General features: G+C 69.3%; 15 protein-coding genes and 1 pseudogene. 4 read left to right on the forward strand and 12 right to left on the reverse strand.

Features of this window, described 5'->3' with window-relative positions:
- Positions 1-159: 159 nt before the first annotated feature.
- Together ACZ3TS_RS05355 and ACZ3TS_RS05360 are read left to right on the forward strand one after the other, a co-directional pair.
- Positions 160-1,638 carry an AlkA N-terminal domain-containing protein gene (locus tag ACZ3TS_RS05355; RefSeq protein ID WP_467613795.1) on the forward strand — a complete coding sequence of 493 codons (1,479 nt, stop codon included), beginning with the start codon at positions 160-162 and terminating at the stop codon, positions 1,636-1,638.
- Between the two features lie 9 nt (positions 1,639-1,647).
- A pseudogene (locus tag ACZ3TS_RS05360) lies at positions 1,648-2,129 on the forward strand (methylated-DNA--[protein]-cysteine S-methyltransferase).
- 143 nt (positions 2,130-2,272) lie between these two features.
- Here ACZ3TS_RS05360 and car read toward each other — a convergent pair.
- On the reverse strand, positions 2,273-5,719 hold the full coding sequence (gene car / locus ACZ3TS_RS05365; protein ID WP_467613797.1) for a carboxylic acid reductase: 3,447 nt from the start codon (positions 5,717-5,719) through the stop codon (positions 2,273-2,275).
- A gap of 85 nt (positions 5,720-5,804) precedes the next feature.
- Positions 5,805-6,209: an SDR family NAD(P)-dependent oxidoreductase gene (locus ACZ3TS_RS05370; protein WP_467613799.1), complete on the reverse strand. Its 405-nt coding sequence runs from the start codon at positions 6,207-6,209 to the stop codon at positions 5,805-5,807.
- A 56-nt stretch (positions 6,210-6,265) separates the two neighbouring features.
- Here ACZ3TS_RS05370 and ACZ3TS_RS05375 point away from each other — a divergent pair, with 56 nt between their 5' ends.
- Positions 6,266-6,640: a winged helix-turn-helix transcriptional regulator gene (locus ACZ3TS_RS05375; RefSeq protein ID WP_467613801.1), complete on the forward strand. Its 375-nt coding sequence runs from the start codon at positions 6,266-6,268 to the stop codon at positions 6,638-6,640.
- A gap of 209 nt (positions 6,641-6,849) precedes the next feature.
- Here the strand turns inward: ACZ3TS_RS05375 and ACZ3TS_RS05380 are convergent, their stop codons facing one another.
- From ACZ3TS_RS05380 to ACZ3TS_RS05390, 3 genes are all read right to left on the reverse strand, one after another.
- Complete coding sequence (locus ACZ3TS_RS05380; protein WP_467613803.1) at positions 6,850-7,590, reverse strand: SIR2 family NAD-dependent protein deacylase; 741 nt, start codon at positions 7,588-7,590, stop codon at positions 6,850-6,852.
- Between the two features lie 153 nt (positions 7,591-7,743).
- A complete protein-coding gene (locus ACZ3TS_RS05385) occupies positions 7,744-8,235 on the reverse strand; it encodes an NUDIX domain-containing protein (RefSeq protein WP_467613805.1) in 492 nt (163 codons plus the stop codon).
- Positions 8,236-8,308: 73 nt separating this feature from the next.
- On the reverse strand, positions 8,309-9,379 hold the full coding sequence (locus ACZ3TS_RS05390) for an ADP-ribosylglycohydrolase family protein (protein WP_467613807.1): 1,071 nt from the start codon (positions 9,377-9,379) through the stop codon (positions 8,309-8,311).
- A gap of 145 nt (positions 9,380-9,524) precedes the next feature.
- Between ACZ3TS_RS05390 and ACZ3TS_RS05395 the strand changes: the two genes are divergently transcribed.
- The gene (locus ACZ3TS_RS05395) at positions 9,525-10,685 is read left to right on the forward strand and encodes a glycerate kinase (protein WP_467613809.1); all 1,161 of its coding nucleotides are present in this window, start codon (positions 9,525-9,527) and stop codon (positions 10,683-10,685) included.
- Between the two features lie 160 nt (positions 10,686-10,845).
- Here the strand turns inward: ACZ3TS_RS05395 and pssA are convergent, their stop codons facing one another.
- The 7 genes from pssA to ccrA all read right to left on the reverse strand — a co-directional run bounded on the left by pssA (position 10,846) and on the right by ccrA (position 18,618).
- Entirely contained in the window at positions 10,846-11,667 is an 822-nt protein-coding gene (gene pssA / locus ACZ3TS_RS05400) for a CDP-diacylglycerol--serine O-phosphatidyltransferase (protein WP_467614107.1), read from the reverse strand.
- Between the two features lie 22 nt (positions 11,668-11,689).
- A complete protein-coding gene (locus ACZ3TS_RS05405; protein ID WP_467614109.1) occupies positions 11,690-12,346 on the reverse strand; it encodes a phosphatidylserine decarboxylase in 657 nt (218 codons plus the stop codon).
- A gap of 170 nt (positions 12,347-12,516) precedes the next feature.
- Positions 12,517-13,722, reverse strand: coding sequence for an acyl-CoA dehydrogenase family protein (locus ACZ3TS_RS05410; protein WP_467613811.1), 1,206 nt, complete (start codon positions 13,720-13,722; stop codon positions 12,517-12,519).
- Positions 13,722-14,249, reverse strand: coding sequence for a MaoC family dehydratase (locus ACZ3TS_RS05415; RefSeq protein ID WP_023545597.1), 528 nt, complete (start codon positions 14,247-14,249; stop codon positions 13,722-13,724). Before ACZ3TS_RS05415 ends, ACZ3TS_RS05410 begins: the two co-directional genes overlap by 1 nt.
- Before the next feature lie 5 nt (positions 14,250-14,254).
- Positions 14,255-15,220, reverse strand: a complete 966-nt coding sequence (locus ACZ3TS_RS05420; protein WP_467613814.1) for an HpcH/HpaI aldolase/citrate lyase family protein — start codon at positions 15,218-15,220, stop codon at positions 14,255-14,257.
- Positions 15,217-17,271, reverse strand: coding sequence for a protein meaA (locus tag ACZ3TS_RS05425; protein ID WP_467613816.1), 2,055 nt, complete (start codon positions 17,269-17,271; stop codon positions 15,217-15,219). Before ACZ3TS_RS05425 ends, ACZ3TS_RS05420 begins: the two co-directional genes overlap by 4 nt.
- Before the next feature lie 9 nt (positions 17,272-17,280).
- Positions 17,281-18,618: a crotonyl-CoA carboxylase/reductase gene (ccrA, locus tag ACZ3TS_RS05430; RefSeq protein ID WP_467613818.1), complete on the reverse strand. Its 1,338-nt coding sequence runs from the start codon at positions 18,616-18,618 to the stop codon at positions 17,281-17,283.
- Between the last annotated feature and the right edge of the window lie 412 nt (positions 18,619-19,030).

Here is a 19,030-nt window from a genome sequence, read left to right on the forward strand (position 1 = left end):
CGGGTGTCCGCGCCGGCACGAGCACAGATGATCGTCCGCGACTCGGCCCGAGCGGTGCGGGGAGGAGGGAGCGCAGGCGGTCGGGGCAATGCCTGGTAGTCCCACCCACATGTCGGATTCCCGCCAGCCCGGGCCTCGCCCGTGGCCGATGCTGGAGGCATGCGGAACGGGATGCACACCGACAAGGAACGCTGCGTACGCGCCGTCCAGTCCAAGGACGCTCGCTTCGACGGCTGGTTCTTCACAGCTGTCCTGACCACGCGGATCTACTGCCGCCCCAGTTGCCCGGTGGTGCCGCCGAAGCCGGAGAACATGACGTTCTACCCGAGTGCGGCCGCCTGCCAGCAGGCGGGATTCCGGGCCTGCAAGCGGTGCCGCCCGGACACCAGTCCCGGCTCGCCGGCCTGGAACCAGCGCGCCGACCTCGTCGCCCGCGCCATGCGCCTGATCGCCGACGGCGTCGTGGACCGCGAGGGGGTGCCCGGCCTGGCCGCACGCCTCGGCTACAGCACCCGCCAGATCGAGCGCCAGCTTCTCGCCGAGCTGGGTGCGGGACCCCTCGCGCTCGCCCGGGCCCAGCGTGCCCAGACCGCCCGGCTGCTCATCGAGACGACCGCACTGCCGATGGCGGACATCGCGTTCGCGGCAGGCTTCTCCTCGATCCGCACCTTCAACGACACCGTCCGCGAGGTCTTCGCGCTCTCTCCGAGCGAGCTGCGCGGCCGCCTCCCGAAGAAGACGGTGATCGCCCCCGGCGCCCTGAGCCTGCGACTGCCCTTCCGCGCCCCGCTCAACCCCGACAACCTCTTCGGCCACCTCGCCGCGACCGCCGTGCCCGGCGTGGAGGAGTGGCGCGACGGCGCGTACCGGCGCACGCTCCGGCTGCCGTACGGCCATGGGATCGTGGCGCTGACCCCGCAGACCGACCACATCGCGTGCCGCCTGACCCTCAGTGACATGCGGGACCTGCCGGTCGCCATCAGCCGCTGCCGTCGGATGCTCGACCTGGACGCCGATCCGGTCGCGGTCGACGACCAGCTGCGTACGGATCCGCTCCTGGCCCCCCTGGTCGACAAGGCCCCGGGCCGCCGGGTCCCGCGCACGGTCGACGAGGCCGAGTTCGCCGTACGGGCCGTCCTGGGCCAGCAGGTGTCCACGGCCGCCGCCCGGACCCACGCGGCCCGCCTGGTCACCGCGCACGGCGAACCGGTCGAGGACCCCGAGGGCGGCCTCACCCACCTCTTCCCTTCGCCCGAGGCGCTCGCCGCGCTCGATCCCGACTCGCTCGCGATGCCGCGCACCCGTCGCACCACGTTCACCACCCTGGTCCGCCAACTCTCCGAAGGCACACTCCACTTGGGGGTGGAGAGCGACTGGGAGGACAGCCGGGCCCGACTGCTCTCCCTGCCCGGATTCGGCCCCTGGACGGTCGATGTGATCGCGATGCGCGCCCTCGGAGACCCGGACGCCTTCCTGCCGACCGACCTCGGTATCCGACGGGCGGCACGAGAGCTGGGCCTGCCGTCCACCCCGGCCTCGCTGACGGCACGCGCGGCGGCCTGGCGCCCCTGGCGGGCGTACGCGGTCCAGTACCTGTGGGCGACCGACGGCCACCCGATCAACTTCCTCCCGGTGTAAGGATCTTCCATGAAGCAGCACACGGTCATCGACAGCCCCTACGGCCCGCTCACCCTCGTCGCCGACGGCGGCGTCCTGTGCGGCCTGTACATGGTCGCCCAGCGCCACCGCCCGCCCGAGGAGAACTTCGGCGAGCGCGACGACGCGCCCTTCTGCGAGGCGACCGAACAGCTGGATGCCTATTTCGCGGGCGGGTTGAAGGAGTTCACCCTCGAACTACGTCTGAACGGAACGCCGTTCCAGCGCAGCGTCTGGGAGCAGCTCCGGCTGATCCCCTACGGCGAGACCCGCTCCTACGGTGAACTCGCCGAGGCCCTGGGCAATCCGGGCGCCTCACGCGCGGTGGGACTCGCCAACGGCAGAACCCCATCGGTATCATCGTGCCGTGCCATCGCGTCGTCGGCGCGAACGGCGGCCTGACGGGTTACGGCGGCGGCCTGGACCGCAAGAAGCGCCTGCTGGACTTCGAGAGCGGCGTGGCGCTCTTCTAGCGCGAAGACCCGGCGCGCACCTGGACGGTGCCCGAACTGGCGCAAGCGGGCGCGGTGTCCCGGTCCAGGCCATGTGTGGTGTGTCACTCCGAGGGCGGCTGACACACCACAGAGTCACCATGTCCAGGCATGGGCTGGTGGGTTCAGATCAGGTTCAGCTGCCGCAGGTCGCTTGCGTACTTGCGGATCAGTGCCGCGGACAGGTGTGGGATGTCCTTGTCCGGGCCCACCTTGGCCGCCTGCACGGCGGCGCGGAAGCGGTCGGTGGGGATGCCCGCGCCGTCGACGGCCTCGCTGGGGTGGGCGAACGCGTGCAGCAGGGGCAGCAGCGAGTGCTGCTTCTGCTTCTCGGGCAGGGCCCGCAGGGCGGTGTGGAACCGGGTGAACCACTGTTCGTAGTCGTCGATCCGCGCGATCGGATAGCCGGCGTCGTTGAGCCAGTCCACGAAGACGTCCAGTGAGATGCCGTCGGCGTGCGGGTTGAGCACGTTGAACGTCTGGTAGCTCTGGACGGCCTGCTGACCCAGGGCGGTGATGGCCTCGGCGGTGAAGTCGACCGGCAGCCCGTCGTAGTGCGCGGCCTGCCGGTTGCCCTCGGCGTCGAGCCGGTAGAAGGAACGCGGTGCCATGCCGGTGGCGATCAGGCTGAACAGCAGGCGGGTGAACATGTCGGGCACGTTCAGCTGTCCGGAGTACCTGCTGTGCGCGAGGATCATGTCCGAGCGGAAGGTGGCAACCGGCAGGCCGCACAGATCGTGCGCTTCCCTCAGCAGCACCTCGCCCGCCCACTTGCTGGTCGCGTATCCGTTGGCGTAGCTGTCGTCCAGCTGCCGCATGGGGCTGGTCGCCCTGATGTCGGTGTCCTCGTCGGCCGAGGACACCTGGGAGGTGATCACAGCGGCCGTCGACAAGTAGGTGACCGGCTTGATGCGGGTGGTGATCGCCATCCGGATCAGTTCGGCGGTGCCGACCACGTTGGGGCCGAACAGTTGCTCGTAGGGCAGTACGTGGTTCACCAGCGCGGCCGGGTGCTCGATCTGGTCGACGGTAGTGGCCAGCCGATGCCAGGTCCGCTCGTCCAGGCCCAGGTTGGGTTCACCGATGTCACCGGCGAGCACCTCGAGGTGGTCGCCGGCCAGCTGCTGGAAGTGGCGGACCAGTTCGGGGTCACCGCTGTCGAAGGCGTCGTCGAGCCGCTGGCGCGCGGCTTCGGCAGTGCTGCCCCGCACGATGCAGATCAGTGTTCCCCCCGTGGGCGCCAGCCGCTCCAGCCATTCCAGGGCCAGGAATCGACCGAGGTAGCCGTTGGCGCCGGTCAGCAGCACGGTGCGGGCCGGGCCGCTCCTGATGGGCCGCGTCGTGGCCGCGGCGAGGGTCTGGGCGTCGATGAACTTGTCGAGGGTCAGGTCCGCCGCCTGTACCCGCGGACCGCCCGTGCCGTGCACGGTCACGAACGTCGGCCGCTTCGCCCCCGGTTTCAGCGCCGTCTCTATGTGCTCCGCCAGCCGCTGCAGGCTGTTGGCGGGGCTGATGATGACGTCGACCGGGACGCCGATGCCGAAGATCTGCTCGAGCAGGTTCGAGAACGTCAGCGCGGCCAGTGAGTCGCCGCCGAGGTCGGTGAAGCGCGCGTCGGGGTCCAAAGGGCCGGTCGCGCCGCCCAGCATCGCCTGAGAGGCCTGCAGCACGGTGTCGAGCACCGGCTGCTTCGTGCCGGCGTGGCGCAGTGCCCTCAGTTCGGCGGTCTCCCGGTCGGCCAGCTCGGCATACAGCTGCTCCAGTCGCCGGCCGTAGTGGTCTGTCAGCCGTGGGCGCAGCAGCTTGCGCGACTCGGAGAGCAGGCCGTTCTCGGTGCTGAACGGCTCGGTCTCGATCAGGAAGTCGCGCGGGATCTCGTAGGAGTTCAGGCCGGCGTCCGTGCCGATCTGCTGCAATGACTCGTGCAGGCGTGTCTTGAGGTCGCCGCCCCGGCGCAGCGCGTGCTCGGTGGGCACGATCACCGCGAGCAGATAGGCCCGCTCGCTGTTGCCGTAGACGAAGATCTGCCGCACCAGCGGGCTGGTGGCGAATGTGGCCTCCACCCGGGACACCGCGACGAACTCGCCCTGCGCCAGCTTGAGCACGTTCTTGCGGCGGTCGACGTAGACCAGCTCGTCCGGCCTGATCTCGGCCATGACGTCACCGGAACGGTAGTAGCCGTCCTCGTCGAAGATCTCGGCAGTGACCTCGGGGCGTTTGTAGTAGCCCGGGGTGGCCGTCTCCGTCCTCAACAGCAGCTCACCGCGCGGATAGGGCCTGTCGGTGCGGAAGTAGCCCGACTCCGGCACGTCCACCAGCTTGTAGTCCAGCACCGGCGGCCGGTTCACCTTGTGGTCCAGCGTGATCGAGCCCGCCTCGGTCGAGCCGTAGGCGTCGTGCAGCGGAAGGTCGATGAGCGACTCGACAAATGCCGCCATCTCGGCGGACAGGGGCGCGGACCCGCACGCCACCCACAGCAGCCGGCCGCCGAGGAACTCCTCGCGCAGTCGTGCCTTGACCTCCGCGTCGTCCGCCCCATCGTCCAGCTCGCTCTCGTAACGCTGGAACAGCATGTCGCAGATGCGGGGCACCAGCAGCAGCTCGGTGGGACGGGTCAGACCGATGTCCTCGAACAAGGTGGACAGGTCGCTGCGTGCAGCGAAGTAGCTCGTGCCGCCGCGGGTCAGGGTGTAGAGCAGCATCGCCCGGCCGGCGATGTGGTTCAGCGGCAAATAGTTGATGCCGATGCTCGGCTTGTCGTCGTTGTGGTGCCAGCCCTGCCACAGCCGGCCGACCATGCGGTCGGTGTACATGGCGCCCTTGGGTGTGCCGGTGCTGCCGGACGTGTAGACGAGCAGACTCAGCCGGTCCGGGTCGGGCTCGGGCATGGGTGCGGATGGCAGGCTCCGTCCGCGCTCGACCACGGCAGCGAGCAGGTCCGGCACGATCGGGCGGCCGGACTTCGCGAGACGCTCGCGCGCGGCCTCGAACTTCATGCGCTCCTCGTGGGCATCGGGCCGGTAGTCGAACACGACCAGACGCCGGACCGAGGGGCTGTCGGCGACAAGGTCCACCGCGATGTCCAGCAGTTCGGTGCTCGTGGCCAGCAGACGGGGCTCCGTCTCCGCGACGATCGGCTTGAGGTTGGCGATCGACGCGCTGGACTGCAGCGGCACGCTCACCGCGCCGAGCCGGACACACGCCAGGTCGATCGTCTCGTAGTCGCAGCTGGTGAAGCCGAGGACGCTCACGAAGTCACCCGGGCGCATCGGATGCTGCTCGTGGTGGTGCCACTCGGCGGCGACCGCGCCGGCGCGGGACCACAGCTCGCGGTAGCTGATCGTGTCGAACCTCGGCAGCAGACGCAGCGACGTCCGGCCGGTCGCCGGGTCGGTGGCCGGTTCCCGCGCGCGCTCACCCAGCGCGGGCCGGTCCGCGTAGGTGTCCATGACCGTGGCCACGAGCGTGGCGAGTGACTGTCCCGGCTGTCGGATCGCCTCGGTGACCGCTTCGGACGGCGTGGCGTCTCGCACCTGCTGGTCGGTGGCGTACAACTCGGCAGTGCGACGCACCTCCCTGGCGTCTGGTGTCCCCCTGCTCCCACTGATGGGGGCTCGCGCACCGAGGTCCATGGCCGTTCACCCTTGGACAAGACGACTACATTCGGATTCGCGACGGCTGATCGCGCATGGGCGCGTTGTTCGGGCAACGTCGCCCCGGGTGGCGCTCCCGCATGCCGGGCAGGACGACGCGGGTCACCGGCAGGGCGCCGAGCGTGTCGAGCTGGAACAGGCGCTCGAACGCGGAAGGCGGCGGGTGCTCCACGGCGCCTCGTCGCGTTTCCCCGGCGGTGCTGACGGGCACGTCGATCCGACCAGTCGCGGCGTCGTCGACCGACGCCTGGTCGGTCACGTCGAGCGCCGGCCGCCGGACGACCGGGAGATCGGCGGGGGACTCGGCCCGGCGAGCGGTAGCGATCACCGCGTGATCCCAGGGGGCCGGTCCGAGTGCCGTTGCTCGGCCGATGCTGCGGGAGCTGCCGATGAAGAGGAGATGGGCCATGGGGTGTGTCCCTTCCTCTGTGACACCGCTGGAAGGTCTGTGACACTGCTGGAAGGTTGGTCTTCAAATCCTGCGCCCACTGCCATCTTAGCCAGCCGAGCGGGTTTGGAAATCAAACGTCACATACTCCACGGCGTCCGTCCCTGCCCCATCGCCGATGCCTGGAGGCCGTCGGCGACCGGTGGTCGCAGCTGGTTCTGCGGGAGATCGGCTTGGGCGTCCGAGCTTCGATGACATCCAGCGCCACACCGGCGCTCCCCGCGACCGTCTGGCCGAGCGCCCCCGCAAGCTGGAGGCGGAAGGTGTCATCGAGCGGGGCTTACGACGAGCAGCACGCCCGCCATGAATACGTCCTCACCGAGGCCGGTCAGGCGCTGACCTCGGTCCTGACGGCCCCGCGCAAGTGGGGCGAGCGGCATGCCCGCCGATGAGGGTCACACCTGTCTGGAAAGGGGAGCCGGCATGACCGGCCGGGACGTCCTGTGCGGCGGGAGGCGGTCGTTCGGCCTGGTCCGCCAGGGGCGGGGCGTTGGACTTATCGAGGCGCTGCCACGCCTCGTGCGCCCGCTGCGCCGAGTCGATCACGTCCGGGACCCGTCGAGCAGTCCTTTCACATCTTCACGTGTCGGAGCTCCGCTTGTCAGCCCTGACCGCTCTCGACGCTCAGTTCGCGCAACAGCACGGGCAGCGCGGTGCCGATCGGCTCCCGGACGAGCTCGTCGGCGCGGTCGTCGTACGGCGTCGGTTCGGCGTTGACGATGATCAGGCGTGCGCCGTGGTCGGCGGCGACACCGGCGAGTCCGGCGGCGGGCTGCACCTGGAGGCTGCTGCCGACGGCGACGAACACCTGGCAGGCCTTCGTGATGGCGAGGGCCTCGCCGAGGACCACCGGGTCGAGCCGCTCACCGAACATCACGGTCGCCGACTTGAGGATGCCGCCACACTCCAGGCACGGAGGATCGTCCTCACCGGCTTCGACCCGGGCGATGGCGTCCTTCATGGGCCCGCGCGCGTGACACTTCGTGCAGACGAAACTTCTTGCGCTGCCGTGGAGTTCGAGTACCTTGCGGGCGGGCATGCCGGCGAGCTGGTGCAGCCCGTCCACGTTCTGCGTGATGACCCGCACGGGCACCCCGGACCGCTCCAGCTCGGCGACGGCCCGATGCGCATCGTTCGGCTCGGCCTTCAGCGTCCGGTTCTTGCGCCGCATCTGCCACGAGCGCCGCCGGATCTCCGGATCGCCCATGTAGCACTCGTACGTCACGAGCTTCTCGGCCTCGGGATCCCGTCGCCACAGCCCATTGGGTCCGCGGTAGTCGGGGATTCCAGAGTCGGTGGAGATACCTGCGCCACTGAGGATGGCGACGAGGGGCCTGTTCATGCGCCGAGAGTAGGACGCCTGCCCGTGTAGGGCGAACGGATATCGGGGTGCGGCTCCGCGGTCGTTCGCAGTGGTGGAAGAGAAGAAGAGCAGGACCGGTGGCGTCGGTCTTCGCCGGCCGGGCCCGAACCTCAAGGTGTGGCAGCCGGCAGATCAGCCCACCCGGTGGCCGTTCTCCAGTTCAGCCGTACACGCGCTCTCCGCCAGGACGTCCAGTGCGGCCAGAACGCGGCGGCCCAGGGGACCCGGCAGGTACGCGGTGAGCTCCTCGCGCGGTACCAGGCGCCAGGACAGCAGCTCCTCCTCCTGCAGGCGGATCGCCTTGAGGTCCTGCTCGGCGAGGACGCCGCCGTCGTACAGATACGCCACCAGCGGGGGCCGTGCGACCCCGTGCACCCAGTCCACCGCGAGCAGACGGCCCAGTTCGACGTCGAGCCCGATCTCCTCCGCGGTCTCACGTCGGGCGCCCTGCCGTGGTGTCTCACCGGTGTCCGACTCGATCGTCCCGCCCGGCAGCGCCCAGCCGTCACGGTAGTTGGGCTCGACGAGCAGCACGCGCCCCGTGGCGTCGCGGAAGAGCGCGGCGGCGCCGGCCAGGACGCGGGGCAAGGACGCGATGTACGTGGCGAAGTCCGGTGTGGTCATTCAGGAAGGGTAACCAGTCGGCGCACCTGCGCCCCGAGACAGTTCCTACGCCGCCTGCCGGCGCAGGAGCGGCTCACCGGTTCCCCGTCCGGGCCAGCCGCAGTGTCCGGTCCGCCAGTTCACTGATGCGGACGCAGTCGAAGCCGAAGACGGCGCTGCGGACCGTGTCCTCCAGGGGGTCCTTCCACTGGGCGGGGATCGCCTCGGCACCGGTGAGGACACCGGCGACCGAGCCCGCGGTCGCGCCATTGGAGTCGGTGTCCAGGCCGCCGCGGACGGTCAGCGCGATCGTCCGGGTGAAGTCGCCGTCGCCGTACAGGAGCCCGGCGGTGAGCACCGCGGCGTTCGGGACGGTGTGGATCCAGCCGAGCCCGGCCGTCTCCCCGGAGACGGTGTCGAGCGTCTCCTCCCAGGTCAGCCGGGTCTCGTGGAGCGAGATGACCCGGCGTACGGTACGGGCGAGGCGGCTGCTCGCGGGGATCATCGTGAGCGCCGAGTCCAGGGCGTGCCGGACCGTGGGCGCGGTGAACGCCGCCGAGATCAGCGCGGCCGCCCACATCGCGCCGTACACGCCGTTGCCGGTGTGGGACAGGACCGCGTCCCGGCGGGCCAGCGAGGCGGCGTGGTGAGGGACGCCCGGGCGGGTCCAGCCGTAGACGTCGGCGCGGATCAGGGCGCCGATCCACTCCTGGTAGGGATTGTCGTACGTGGCCGTGAGCGGCGGTTTCAGGCCGTTGGCGAGATTGCGGTACGCGGCCCGCTCGGCCGTGAACGTCTGCAGATACGGCAGCCGCAGCAGCCACAGGTCGCCGACCTGCTCGGTGCTGAAGCCGAAACCGTGCGTCTCGAGCAGGTCGAGGCCGAGGATCGCGTAGTCGACGTCGTCGTCGCGGCAGCTGCCGTGGATGCGGCCGCGTACGCACTGGCGCCACTCGGGGCGCAGCTCGAAGCCGTCGGTCTCGGTGGCGGGCGCGGGCAGGTAGTCGGTGAGTGGCAGGGCCGAGGCCTGCCGCAGATAGCGGTCGATGCGCTCCCGCGTCCACAGGTCGCCCTGCTCGACCGGCTTGCCGAGCATGTTGCCCGCGATCCGGCCCAGCCAGCCCCCGAGGACGCGGTCGGCGAGCTCGGTGCCCACAGGGGTCATGGCGAAGGTTTACCCAATTCCGCGGGCGCTTGCGCGGTGTTCCGGCGGCCGGACGGGACATGACGGCGGAGGGGTCCGTTGGTTATGGTCACAGCGGCGCGACTGCCTTGACGTGCGCAAGGCCCGGAGAGCAAGGGGAGTGCAGGTGGCGGACGCTGCAGTGAACGACACCCGAGCGGCACAGCGGGTGCTCATCGCCGCGGACAAGTTCAAGGGGTCGCTGACGGCCGTACAGGTTGCGGAGCGGGTGACGACCGGACTGCGCAGGGTCGTGCCGGGTCTCGAGGTCGAGGCGCTGCCCGTGGCCGACGGAGGCGACGGGACCGTGGACGCGGCCGTCGCGGCCGGGTTCGAACGACGCGAGGTGCGGGTCGCGGGTCCCCTCGGCCACGAGGTCACGGCGGCGTTCGCGCTGCGCGGGGACGCCGCGGTCGTGGAGATGGCGGAGGCGAGCGGGCTGCAGCGGCTGCCGGCCGGGGTCTTCGCGCCGCTGACCGCGTCCACGTACGGCTCCGGGGAGCTGCTGCGGGCCGCGCTCGACGCCGGGTCGCGGACGATCGTGTTCGGGGTCGGCGGGAGCGCGACGACGGACGGGGGCGCGGGGATGCTGACCGCGCTCGGCGCGCGGTTCCTGAACGCGGAGGGGGAGCCCGTGACGCCCGGCGGCGGAGGGCTGGCCGAGCTCGCCCGTGCCGACCTGTCGGGCCTGGATGCGCGGCTGGCCTCGGTGGACCTGGTGCTCGCGAGCGACGTCGACAACCCGCTGACCGGGCCGAAGGGCGCGCCGGCCGTGTACGGGCCGCAGAAGGGTGCTTCGCCGGACGACGTGGAGGCGCTGGACGCGGCGCTCGCGCACTACGCGAAGGTGCTGGAGGAGGCGATCGGTCCCGGGGCCGCTGAGTACGCGGCGTCGCCGGGTGCGGGTGCCGCGGGCGGCATCGGGTACGGCGCGCTCGTCCTGGGCGCCCGTTTCCGGCCGGGTATCGAGGTCATGCTGGACGTCCTCGGCTTCGCGCCGGCACTGGAGCGGGCTTCGCTGGTGATCACGGGGGAGGGGTCGCTGGACGAGCAGACACTGCACGGCAAGGCACCGGCGGGGGTCGCGGCGGCGGCGCGGGCGGCCGGCAAGGAGGTCGTCGCGGTCTGCGGCCGCCTGGCCCTGCCGGGGGAGGCTCTGGAGCGGGCCGGTATCCGCCGTGCCTACCCGCTGACGGAGATCGAACCGGACGTCGCCACGTGCATCGCGGACGCGGGGCCGATCCTGGAGCGGGTGGCGGAACGGATCGCCCGGGACCACCTGGGCTGAGTTCCCAGCGCCGGTCGGCATCGACCGGGCCCCTCCGGCCTTCGAGGACGAGGCCCTTTCGGACTGAGGCGGGGGGACCGGGGGCGGCAGCTCCAGGACGGGCACCAACGCGAAGGGCCCCGAACCAACCCGGTCCGGGGCCCTCGGCAAGCGCAGCGCGCTACGGCAGCTGGGCGGCGCGCGCCTCGCGGCGGTTGTCGCGGAAGTTGTTCACGCGGCGAGCCGTCGCGAACAGCGGGATCACCGCACCCATGACCAGCTGCAGCGCGCAGCCCGTCTGGAGGAGGAGCTGGCCGCTGGGGGCGTCGAAGGCCCAGGCAGCCAGGAGGCCCATCGACAGGACGATCCAGGAGAGCATGGCCACCGCCAGGCGGCCCCGCGGCTTCGGGTACTCCACGCGGCTCACCATCAGCCACGCCGTGCCCAGGATCGCCAGCAGCGTGGCGAAGAACGGCAGCTCCAGGAGGACGATCGAGACCACCGTCAGCGCGCCGAAGGGTGAGGGCATGCCCTGGAACATGCCGTCCTTCATCGTGACGCACGAGAAGCGGGCCAGTCTCAGCACCACCGCCAGCAGCACCACGATCGCACTCAGCGCGGCCATTCTCTGGTGCGCGTCGTCCGCCACCATGCCGTAGACCAGGACGAAGTACGCCGGGGCCAGGCCGAAGCTGATCAGGTCGGAGAGGTTGTCCAGCTCCGCGCCCATCGGCGAGGAGCGGAGCTTACGGGCGACCAGGCCGTCGAACAGGTCGAAGACCGCGGCGCAGAGCATGAGGATCACGGCCGTGGCCGCGCTGTGCCGGGCCATGCCCGCCGACTCGTCGTTGCCCGTGAGGTGCGGGATCAGGATGCCGGTGGTGGTGAAGTACACCGCCATGAACCCGCACGTGGCGTTGCCGAGGGTGAGGGTGTCCGCTATTGAGAGGCGGAGCGAGAGAGGCATCTCCTCCTCGTCGCACACCTCGTCGGCCTCCGGCACCCAGCCGGCCTTGGTATCCGGATCAATCACGGTCAAGACGAGTCACCCCAGCCATGGTCTTCTGGCCGACCTCGACAGCGACCTCCACGCCCTCCGGCAGGTAGAGGTCGACGCGCGAGCCGAAGCGGATCAGACCGATACGGTCGCCCTGCTCGACCTTCGTGCCCTGCGGGATGTAGGGGACGATGCGGCGGGCCACCGCGCCGGCGATCTGGATCATTTCGATGTCGCCGAGTTCGGTGTCGAAATGCCAGACTACGCGCTCGTTGTTCTCGCTCTCCTTGTTGAAAGCCGGAACAAAGCCGCCCGGGATGTGCTCGACCGACGTGACCGTGCCGGCCAGCGGCGCGCGGTTCACGTGGACGTTGAGCGGGCTCATGAAGATCGCGACACGAGTGCGTCCGTCCTTCCACGGCATGATGCTCTGCACCACTCCGTCGGCGGGCGAGATGACCCGGCCCGGGGTGATCTCGCGCTCGGGGTCGCGGAAGAACCACAGCATGCCCGCCGCGAGCGCGGTGGCGGGCACGGCCACGGCCTTGGCCGCGCCGGAGCGACGCGAGCGGGCCAGGCTGAGTGCTGCGGTGGCAACGGTCGGGAGAAGCCACGGCGATGCTCCGCGCGCGAGACGTACGCTGACAAGGCTGTCGCGTGGTGCAGAGGTTTGGCTGTGGGGCATGGATGACCTTCGTAGCGGATGATGCCGCGCTTCAACGGGGGACGGCGGCTTTCCGGCGATCGTACCGGTCGCGGGCCGCAACTGGGCAAGCCAGGAAGCCGAGTCGACGGCCGAAGAGTGTTGACGGGGTGTGATCTTCTTCGCGAAGAAAACACCCCGTATCACCATATCTAGCCCTGGAGTCGATACTCTTCGAGCAGTCGGCGACCAATGATCATTTTCTGGATTTCGGCGGTTCCTTCACCGATCAGCAGCATCGGGGCCTCACGGTAGAGGCGCTCGATCTCGTACTCCTTGGAGAAGCCGTAGCCGCCGTGGATCCGGAAGGCGTCCTCCACGACCTCCTTGCAGTACTCGGAGGCGAGGTACTTCGCCATACCGGCCTCAAGGTCGTTTCGTTCTCCTGAGTCCTTTTTGCGCGCCGCGTTCACCATCATGGCATGGGCGGCCTCGACCTTGGTGGCCATTTCCGCCAGTTTGAACTGGATGGCCTGGTGCTGGGCGATCGGCTTACCGAAGGTGTGCCGCTGCTGCGCGTACGACACGCCGAGCTCGAAGGCACGCTGAGCGACGCCGCAGCCACGCGCCGCGACGTTCACCCGACCGACCTCGACTCCGTCCATCATTTGGTAAAACCCTCGGCCGGTGACCCCGCCGAGTACCCGATTGGCCGGAACACGCAGCCCGTCCATGATGAGTTCCGTGGTGTCGACGCCCTTGTAACCCATCTTGTCGATCTTCCCGGGGATGGTGAGGCCGGGGCGGACCTCGCCGAAGCCGGGCTCCTTCTCGACCAGGAAGGTCGTCATCGACTTGTGGGGCGCCGTGCCCTCGGGGTGTCCTTCGTCACTGCGGACCAGGACGGCGACGAGCGAGGACGTGCCGCCGTTGGTCAGCCACATCTTCTGGCCGTTCAGGACGTATTCTTCGCCGTCCTTGACCGCCTTGGACGTGATCGCCGACACGTCGGAGCCGAGGCCCGGCTCCGACATCGAGAAGGCGCCACGGATCTCGCCGAGGGCCATCTTCGGCAGGAAGTAGTCCTTCTGCTCCTCGGTGCCGTGCTGCTTGAGCATGTACGCCACGATGAAGTGCGTGTTGATGATGCCGGAGACCGACATCCAGCCGCGGGCGATCTCCTCCACGCACAACGCGTAGGTCAGGAGCGACTCGCCCAGGCCCCCGTACTCCTCGGGGATCATCAGGCCGAAGAGGCCCAGCTCCTTGAGGCCGTCGACGATTCTCTGCGGGTACTCGTCGCGGTGCTCCAGCTCGGTGGCGACCGGGATGATCTCCTTGTCCACGAAGTCCCGGACGGTGGAGAGGATCTCCTGCTGGATGTCCGTCAGACCGGCGGTCTGGGCGAGGCGCGCCATTACTTCTCCGTGTTCTTGTCCGCGGGTGCGGTCAGTTCCGGGCGGCCCGGCTGCTCGCCGCCGCGCTCCTTGATGTACGTCTCGGTCGGAACCATCACCTTGCGACGGAACACGCACACCAGCGTGCCGTCCTGCTTGTAGCCCTTGGTCTCGACGTAGACGATGCCGCGGTCGTTCTTGGACTTCGACGGCCACTTGTCGAGCACCGTCGTCTCACCGTAGATCGTGTCGCCGTGAAAGGTGGGAGCCACGTGCTTGAGCGACTCGATCTCCAGGTTGGCGATCGCCTTGCCGGAGATGTCCGGCACGGACATGCCGAGCAGCAGCGAGTAGATGTAGTTCCCGACGACGACGTTCTTGCCGAAGTCCGTCGTCTTCTCCGCATAGTTGGTGTCCATGTGGAGCGGGTGATGGTTCATCGTGAGGAGACAGAACAGGTGGTCGTCGTACTCCGTGACCGTCTTGCCCGGCCAGTGCTTGTACGTCGCGCCGACCTCGAACTCCTCGTAGGTGCGTCCGAACTGCATGGCGCTCAGGCCTCCGGGATCTCGAACGTGCTGGTGCGCTGCATGCCGGCGGCGCGGCCCTTGCCGGAGATGACCAGGGCCATCTTGCGGCTGGCCTCGTCGATCATCTCGTCGCCGAGCATCGCGGAGCCCTTCTTGCCGCCCGCCTCGGACGTGTAGTAGTCGTACGCGTCCAGGATCAGCTCGGCGTGGTCGTAGTCTTCCTGGGAGGGCGAGAAGATCTCGTTCGACGCCTCGACCTGGCCCGGGTGCAGCACCCACTTGCCGTCGAAGCCGAGGGCCGCGGCGCGCTGGGCGACCTCGCGGTAGCCGTCGACGTTGCGGATCTGGAGGTAGGGGCCGTCGATCGCCTGGAGGTTGTTGGCGCGGGCGGCCATCAGGATCTTCATCAGGATGTAGTGGTAGGCGTCCGCCGGGTAGCCGGGCGGCTGCTCGCCCACGACCAGCGACTTCATGTTGATGGAGGCCATGAAGTCGGCCGGGCCGAAGATGATGGTCTCGACGCGCGGGGATGCCTGGGCGATCTCGTTGACGTTGTTGAGGCCCTGGGCGTTCTCGATCTGCGCCTCGATGCCGATGCGGCCGACCTCGAAGCCCATGGTCTTCTCGATCTGGGTCAGGAGCAGGTCGAGTGCCACGATCTGCTGGGCGTCCTGCACCTTCGGCAGCATGATGCAGTCGAGATTCTGGCCCGCGCCCTCGACCACCGTCACGACGTCGCGGTACGTCCACTCGGTCGTCCAGTCGTTGACCCGGACCACCCTGGTCTTGCCCGTCCAGTCGCCCTCGTTGAGGAACTTGACGATCGTGTGCCGCGCCTCGGGCTTGGCCAGTGGCGCGCACGCGTCCTCCAGGTCCAGGAAGACCTGGTCGGCGGGGAGGCCCTGCGCCTTCTCCAGGAAGCGGGGGTTGCTCCCCGGGACCGCGAGGCAGGAGCGCCGCGGACGCAGACGGTTGACGGGCGTTGTCATGCGGGGACCTCCAGGGGGTCGAGCTTGTTGGCTATCCGGATCTCGTCGACGATACGACCGATGATCCCGGTGATGTCGAAGTCCTTCGGGGTGAAAACCGCGGCCACTCCAGCGGCCCTGAGCTGCTCGGCGTCGGCGTTCGGGATGATCCCGCCGGCGATCACCGGGATGTCGGCCGCACCGGCCTCGCGCAGCCGCTCCAGCACGTCGGGCACCAGCTGGGCGTGGGAACCGGAGAGGATGGACAGGCCGACCGCGTGCACGTCCTCGGCGAGGGCCGCGTCCACGATCTGTTCGGGCGTCAGACGGATGCCCTGGTAGACCACCTCGAACCCGGCGTCTCGGGCCCGCACGGCGATCTGCTCGGCCCCGTTGGAGTGCCCGTCCAGGCCCGGCTTGCCGACCAGGAAGCGCAGCTTGCCGACGCCGAGGTCCTGGGCCGTGAGGTCCACCTTGCGGCGCACCTGGGCCAGCGCCGTGCCCTCCTCGGCGGCCACCGCGACGGGCGCGGACGACACGCCCGTCGGTGCGCGGAACTCGCCGAACACCTCGCGCAGGGCCCCGGCCCACTCGCCGGTCGTGACCCCGGCGCGGGCGCACTCCAGGGTGGCCTCCATGAGGTTCTCGGTGCCCTTGGCCGCCTCCTTCAGCCGCTCCAGCGCCTTGCAGGGGCGGGGGTGGTTGAACGGCGGCTGGTAGCGGGTGTCGCGCCAGCGCTGGAGCGAGGCGATGACGCGTGCCTCGACCGCCGGGTCGACCGTCTGGATCGCGGTGTCCAGATCGGCCGTCAGCGGGTTCGGCTCGGTCGTCTCGAAGATGTTGACACCGACGATCTTCTCCCGGCCGGACTCGATCCGCGCCCGGCGCTCGGCGTGGGACGCCACGAGCTGCGACTTGAGATAGCCGGACTCGACGGCGGCCATGGCGCCGCCCATCTCCTGGATCCGCTCGATCTCGGCGAGGGACTCCTCGACGAGCTCGGCCACCTTCGCCTCGATGACCTTCGAACCCTCGAAGATGTCGTCGTACTCCAGCAGGTCGCTCTCGTGCGCCAGTACCTGCTGGATACGCAGCGACCACTGCTGGTCCCAGGGCCGGGGCAGGCCCAGCGCCTCGTTCCAGGCCGGGAGCTGCACGGCACGCGCGCGTGCGTCCTTGGAGAGAGTGACGGCCAGCATCTCCAGCACGATCCGCTGGACGTTGTTCTCCGGCTGCGCCTCCGTCAGGCCGAGGGAGTTGACCTGGACGCCGTAGCGGAACCGGCGGTGCTTGGGGTCCTCGATGCCGTACCGCTCCCGCGTGATCCTGTCCCAGATGCGGCCGAACGCACGCATCTTGCACATCTCCTCGACGAAGCGGACGCCCGCGTTCACGAAGAAGGAGATACGGCCGACGACGTCGCCCATGCGTTCCTGCGGCACCTGCCCGCTGTCGCGCACCGCGTCGAGGACGGCGATCGCCGTCGACATCGCGTACGCGATCTCCTGCACCGGTGTGGCGCCCGCCTCCTGCAGGTGGTAACTGCAGATGTTGATCGGGTTCCACTTGGGGATGTGGGAGACCGTGTACGCGATCATGTCCGTCGTCAGCCGGAGCGAGGGTCCCGGCGGGAAGACATGCGTGCCGCGCGACAGGTACTCCTTGACGATGTCGTTCTGGGTCGTGCCCTGGAGTTTCGTGATGTCCGCGCCCTGCTCCTCCGCGACGACCTGGTAGAGCGCCAGCAGCCACATGGCCGTGGCGTTGATGGTCATCGAGGTGTTCATCTGCTCCAGGGGGATGTCCTGGAACAGCCGGCGCATGTCACCGAGGTGCGCGACGGGGACGCCGACCCGGCCGACCTCGCCGCGGGCGAGGACGTGGTCGGAGTCGTAGCCGGTCTGTGTCGGCAGGTCGAACGCCACCGACAGGCCGGTCTGGCCCTTGGCGAGGTTGCGCCGGTACAGCTCGTTGGACGCCTCGGCCGTGGAGTGACCGGCGTAGGTACGCATCAGCCACGGCCGGTCCCGTTCTTTTTGCCCCTGCGGCTGCGGTGTCTGACGCTCGCTCATGTACGCCTCTCAGATGTTCCGGAAGCGGTTGATGGCGTCGACGTGCTTGGCGCGCAGTTCCTCGTCGCGCACGCCCAGGCCCTCGTCGGGGGCGAGGCACAGGACGCCGACCTTGCCCTGGTGGAGGTTGCGGTGCACGTCGTACGCGGCCTGACCGGTCTCCTCCAGCGGGTACACCCTGGAGAGCGTCGGGTGGATCTTGCCCTTCGCGATGAGCCGGTTGGCCTCCCAGGCCTCGCGGTAGTTGGCGAAGTGCGAGCCGATGATCCGCTTCAGCGACATCCACAGGTAGCGGTTGTCGTACTCGTGGTTGTACCCGGAGGTCGAGGCGCAGGTGACGATGGTGCCGCCCTTGCGCGTGACGTACACCGAGGCGCCGAAGGTCTCGCGGCCCGGGTGCTCGAAGACGATGTCCACGTCCTCGCCGCCGGTCAGCTCGCGGATGCGCTTGCCGAAGCGCTTCCACTCCTTCGGGTCCTGGGTGTGCTCGTCCTTCCAGAACTTGTAGTCCTCGGCCGTGCGGTCGATGATCGCCTCGGCGCCCATCGAGCGGCAGATCTCCGCTTTGGCCGGCGAGGAGACGACACAGATGGGGTTGGCGCCGCCCGCGAGCGCGAACTGGGTCGCGTACGAGCCGAGTCCGCCGCTCGCGCCCCAGATCAGCACGTTGTCGCCCTGCTTCATCTGGGCGCCGTTACGGGAGACGAGCTGCCGGTAGGCGGTGGAGTTGACCAGGCCGGGGGCGGCGGCCTCCTCCCAGCTGAGGTGGCCGGGCTTGGGCATGAGCTGGTTCGACTTGACCAGCGCGACCTCCGCCAGACCGCCGAAGTTGGTCTCGAAGCCCCAGATGCGCTGCTCGGGATCGAGCATCGTGTCGTTGTGGCCGTCGGAGGACTCCAGCTCGACGGAGAGGCAGTGCGCGACGACCTCGTCGCCCGGCTTCCAGGCGTTGACGCCCGGGCCGGTGCGCAGGACGACGCCCGCGAGGTCGGAGCCGATGATGTGGTACGGCAGGTCGTGGCGCCTGGTGAGCTCGGAGAGCTTGCCGTAGCGCTCCAGGAAGCCGAAGGTCGGCAGCGGCTCGAAGATCGAGGTCCACACGGAGTTGTAATTGACCGAGGAGGCCATGACGGCCACCAGGGCCTCGCCCGGGCCGAGCTCGGGCAGCGGGACCTCGTCCAGGTGCAGGGACTTGCGCGGGTCCTTGTCGCGGGTAGTGAGCCCGGCGAACATCTCCGTCTCGTCCTTGTGCACGGTGACCGCGCGGTACGACTCGGGGAGCGGGAGAGCGGCGAATTCGGCGGACGTGGCCGTCCCCGACTGAATCGCGTCCAGGATGTCCTTCACGGTATTGCCTCCGGCGAATGGCGTCTTGAGGGGAGACGCTGAGGGTTACGTCGGTGCTGCTGCTGTGTGAGGGTTGCCGTCGGTTCGGCTCGGTGGTGCTGTGGCAGCGCTTTGTGGCGCGGGAGGGTTGCCTGTGACGCAGGCGTCCGGGCGCGCTCGCCGAAGGGCTTGCGGGGACAGCCGACGTACGAATGGTCTCTGTACGCCGGCCGCCCGGACACCACCAACGTATGGCACGGCGTGTCACCTCGCAAGGCACTGGGTGCCAGACATTGATCTCAGATGAAATCTTTACGTAACAAATGAGCGATGATCGATCAAACCCGCCGGTGATCAGGGGTAAAAGGAACGGACCGGCGACGGCTCGGGGCCGCCGCCGGTCCGTTTGGGGATCCGACTGACCGTGAGGGGC

The sequence above is a fragment of the Streptomyces sp. NPDC022910 genome (genome assembly GCF_055561075.1).